At 71.6% G+C, this 4081-nt stretch carries 4 protein-coding genes; all 4 read right to left on the reverse strand.

What is annotated here, in order from left to right; genetic code table 11:
* On the reverse strand, positions 1–1258 hold a 1258-nt coding region (locus PHC73_RS12045), incomplete at its 3' end, for a DEAD/DEAH box helicase (protein ID WP_300128570.1).
* A 17-nt stretch (positions 1259–1275) separates the two neighbouring features.
* The gene (locus PHC73_RS12050) at positions 1276–1659 is read right to left on the reverse strand and encodes a RidA family protein (protein ID WP_300128573.1); all 384 of its coding nucleotides are present in this window, start codon (positions 1657–1659) and stop codon (positions 1276–1278) included.
* Positions 1660–1661: 2 nt separating this feature from the next.
* Positions 1662–3842: a bifunctional (p)ppGpp synthetase/guanosine-3',5'-bis(diphosphate) 3'-pyrophosphohydrolase gene (locus PHC73_RS12055; RefSeq protein ID WP_366949874.1), complete on the reverse strand. Its 2181-nt coding sequence runs from the start codon at positions 3840–3842 to the stop codon at positions 1662–1664.
* A gap of 17 nt (positions 3843–3859) precedes the next feature.
* Positions 3860–4063, reverse strand: a complete 204-nt coding sequence (locus PHC73_RS14030; RefSeq protein ID WP_366949875.1) for a hypothetical protein — start codon at positions 4061–4063, stop codon at positions 3860–3862.
* Positions 4064–4081: the final 18 nt, after the last annotated feature.

Here is a 4081-nt window from a genome sequence, read left to right on the forward strand (position 1 = left end):
CGAGCGTGCCGTCGTCGCCCTTGGCGCGCAGCGCCAGGCGCTGGTGCACCCCAAAACGGTGCTGCTCGTCGATGATGGCCAGGCCGAGGCGTGCGAACCGTACGTCGTCCTGAAACAGCGCATGCGTGCCGACCACCAGCGGCGCGGCACCGCTGGCGATGGCCTCGAGGATGCCGGCGCGGCTGCGCCCGCCATGCCGGCCGGCCAGCCACACCGGATCGATGCCCAGCGGCGGCAGCCAGCGGCAGAAATTGCGAAAGTGCTGCTCGGCGAGCAGCTCGGTGGGCGCCATGATGGCCACCTGCCAGCCGGCCTCGACCGCTTCGAGCGCGATCGCCGCCGCCACCAGCGTCTTGCCGGAACCGACATCCCCCTGCAGCAGGCGCAGCATCGGGTGCGGCCGCGCAAGATCGGCCAGCGCCTCGTCGATGACACGCCGCTGCGCGGCGGTGAGCGCGAACGGCAGCGTCTCGATCAGCCGCGCGCGCAGCCGCCCGCCGCCGCCGACCGCCGGCGCCCGCCGCGTCTGGCGCCGGCGGCGGCGCTCGCGCAGGCTCAGGTGATGCGCCAGCAGCTCCTCGAGCGCCAGGCGCTGCAGCGCCGCCGCGGCGTCGTCGAGCGCCGCGGCGGGCGGCTGGTGCAGGCACCGCAGCGCCGTCGGCAGGTCCGGCAAGTGCAGCGCGGCGCGCAAGCCGGCCGGCAAAAGCTCCGGCAAAAACTGCTCGCAGCGCCCGAGCGCCGCGCCGATCAACCGCCGCAGCGTGGCCTGCGTAAGTCCGGCGGTGCTGGGGTAGACCGGCGTCAGCGTCGGCGCCGGCAGCGGCTCGTCGGCGCCGCCGGGCAGCAGCCGGTAGTCCGGGTGGACCATCTCGGCCCGCAGCAGCCCGCCGCGCACCTCCCCATAGCACTCCAGCCAGCGGCCTGGCTGCAGCTGCTGCACCTGCGCCGGACGAAAATGGAAGAACCGCAGCGTGAGCGCGCCGCTCGTGTCGGCGAGGCTCACCAGCAACGCGCGCCGCCGCCCCTGGCCGAGCTCCACCGCCTCGATGCGGCCGCGCACCAGCGCCGCCTGGCCCTCGCGCAGGCTGCCTATGGCCTGCAGGCGGCTGCGATCCTCGAAGCGCAGCGGCAGGTGCAGCAACAGATCGGCCGGCCGGGTGATGCCAAGCTGCGCCAGACGCCCGATGAGCGCCGGACCCACCCCCGGCAGCGCGGCCAGCGCGAAAGCCTCGGGCCGGGCGGCTGCGGCAATCGCCATGCCGGCGCCGGCAGGGGTCAGCCGAGCACCAGCACGGCGTCGGCCTCGATGGCCGCGCCGCGCGGCAGCGCCGCCACGCCAAGCGTCGCCCGCGCCGGGTAAGGCGGCTCGAAGTAGCGCGCCATGACGGCGTTGACGGTCGCGAAGTGGCCAAGATCGGTCAGATAAATGGTGATCTTGGCGGCCTGGCGCAGGCTGCCGCCGGCCGCCTCGGCGACCGCTTTCAGATTCTCGAACACGCGCACCGCCTGCGCCTCGATGCCGCCCTCGACCAGCTCGCCGCTGGCCGGGTCGAGCGGAATCTGTCCCGACAGGTACACGGTGTCACCGGCACGGATGGCCTGCGAATAGGGGCCGATGGCGGCCGGCGCGCGGTCGCTGGCGATGACTTCGAACGGCATGCTCAACCTCGTTTTCGCACGATGCGCCGGACGGATTTGAGTTTACGCAGGCGCTTCATGACCCGCGCCAGGTGCACCCGGTCGCGCACCTCGATGGTGAAATCGTCGATGGCGTGGATGCCGTCCTTGTCGTGCAGTTGCACGTTGGCAATGTTGCAGTCCATGTCGGCGATGGCCGCGGCCAGCGTGGCCAGCTCGCCGCGCTGGTCGACCACCTCGACGCGGATGTCGACCGGAAAGCGCGCATCGCCCGCCGGCTGCCATTCGACGTCCAGCCACTTGTCGGGTTGCTTGGCGAACTCGGCGGTGCTCGGGCAGCCGTCGACGTGGATCACCACGCCGCGGCCGGCGCTCACGTAACCGCGGATCGGATCGCCGGGGATCGGCCGGCAGCACTTGCCGTAGCTCACCACCAGACCCTCGGTGCCCTTGATGGCCAGCGGCGCCGAGTGGGCGTCCTTGCCGACCAGCCAGCGCGGCGCCACACGCGCCAGCGCGCGGCGCAGCCCGGACCGCGACCGGCGCCCGGCGCGCGGCTGCGGGGTGCCGCTGACCAGGTGCGTGGCCACCACCGCCGCCAGGCGCTTGCCGAGCCCGACCTCCTCCAGCAGATCATCCATGGCGCGGGCGCTGAACTCGCGCAGCAGGCCGGCGATGTGCGCCTCGGGAATCTGCGCCATGGGCGTGCCAAGGCGCGCCAGCTCGATCTCGAGCAGCCGCCGGCCGAGCTCGATCGCCTTCTGCCGGTCGATGTTTTTCAGGAAATGCCGGATCGCCGCCCGCGCCTTGCCGGTGGCGACGAAGTTCAGCCAACTCGGGTGCGGCGTGGCGGTCTTGGCGGTGATGATCTCCACCGTCTGGCCAGTTTCGAGCACGCTGCTGAGCGGCGCCAGGCGCCGGTCGATACGCACCGCCACGCAGTGGTTGCCGATGTCCGAGTGCACGGCATAGGCGAAATCGACCGCCGTGGCGCCGGCCGGCAGGGCCATGATGCGGCCCTTGGGGGTGAACACGTACACCTCGTCCGGGAACAAGTCGACCTTGACCGAGTCCAGGAATTCCTGCGGATCGCCGGCGTTGCGCTGCAGCTCGAGCAGGCTTTGCAGCCACTCGCGCGCCCGCTGCGGCGGCCGCCCGCCGCCGCTGGGGTCCTTGTACGACCAGTGGGCGGCCACGCCCTCGTTGGCCACGCGGTCCATTTCCTCGGTGCGAATCTGGATTTCCGCCGGCACGCCGTACGGCGTGAACAGCGCCGTGTGCAGCGACTGGTAGCCGTTGGCCTTGGGAATGGCGATGTAGTCCTTGAAGCGGTGTGGCAACGGCTTGTAGGTGTTGTGCACCAGCCCCAGCACGCGGTAGCAGTCGTCCACCGAGTCGACCACGATGCGCAGCGCGTACACGTCGTACACCTCGCTGAGCGGAATGCGGTCCTGGCGCATCTTGCGGTAGACGCTGTACAGGTGCTTCTCGCGGCTTTCCATGCGGTAGCGCACGCCGGCCTGATCCAGGCGCTGGCGCAGCGTGGCCTCGATCTTGCCGACCACGTCGCGCCGGTTGCCGCGCGCCCGGCGCAGCGCCTCCTGCAGCACCCGGCTGCGCAGCGGGTACAGCGCCGCGAAGCCCAGCTCCTCGAGCTCGCTGGCGATCTGGTGCATGCCCAGGCGATTGGCGATCGGGGCGTAGATTTCCAGCGTTTCGCGGGCGATGCGGCGGCGTTTGTCGGGCGCCAAGTGGCCCAGCGTGCGCATGTTGTGCAGGCGGTCGGCCAGCTTGATCAGCATGACGCGCAGGTCACCCGCCACCGCCAGCATCATCTTGCGGAAATACGCGGCCTGCGCCTGCTCACGGGTCTCGAAGCGGATCTGCGTCAGCTTGGTGACGGCATCGACCAGCGCCGCCACTTCCTCGCCGAACTCGGCGGCGATCTCGGCGCGCGTGGCGGCGGTGTCCTCGATGACGTCGTGCAGCAGCGCCGCACACAGCGTGGCGGCGTCGACGTGCAGGTCGGCGAGGATGCCGGCGACCGCCAGCGGGTGGGCGATGTACGGCTCGCCGGTCTTGCGCTGCTGGCCTTCGTGCGCCCTGGCACCGAAGGCGTGGGCACGCCGGACCGCTTCGATCTCGTCCGGCGTCAGGTAAGCGGCCAGGCGGCGGGCGAGCGCCTCGATACCGCTGGCCTGGATGGCCTGGGCGGGGGCGCTCAGGCGTCCTCGTCCGCCGCAGGGGCGGACCCCTCGCTGGAAGGCTCCGGCATCTCGACCTGTGTGGTCGCCTCGACAGCTTGCTCCCAGCCGGCAGCGGCGCGCTGCTCGGCCAGCTCCTCCGGCGTCAGGAACAGGTGCAGCTCCTCCGGCTCGAGCACGCTGCGGTCGATCTTGCCGGCGGCGATTTCGCGCAGCGCGATGACGGTGGGCTTGTCGTT

Origin of the sequence: Immundisolibacter sp. (assembly GCF_028696615.1) — a bacterium.
Taxonomy (GTDB): domain Bacteria; phylum Pseudomonadota; class Gammaproteobacteria; order Immundisolibacterales; family Immundisolibacteraceae; genus Immundisolibacter.

What these genes read in the sequence shown, in the direction of transcription:
- PHC73_RS12050 (WP_300128573.1), bottom strand. Translation starts at nt 1,659, where the DNA reads ATGCCGTTCGAAGTCATCGCCAGCGACCGCGCGCCGGCCGCCATCGGC.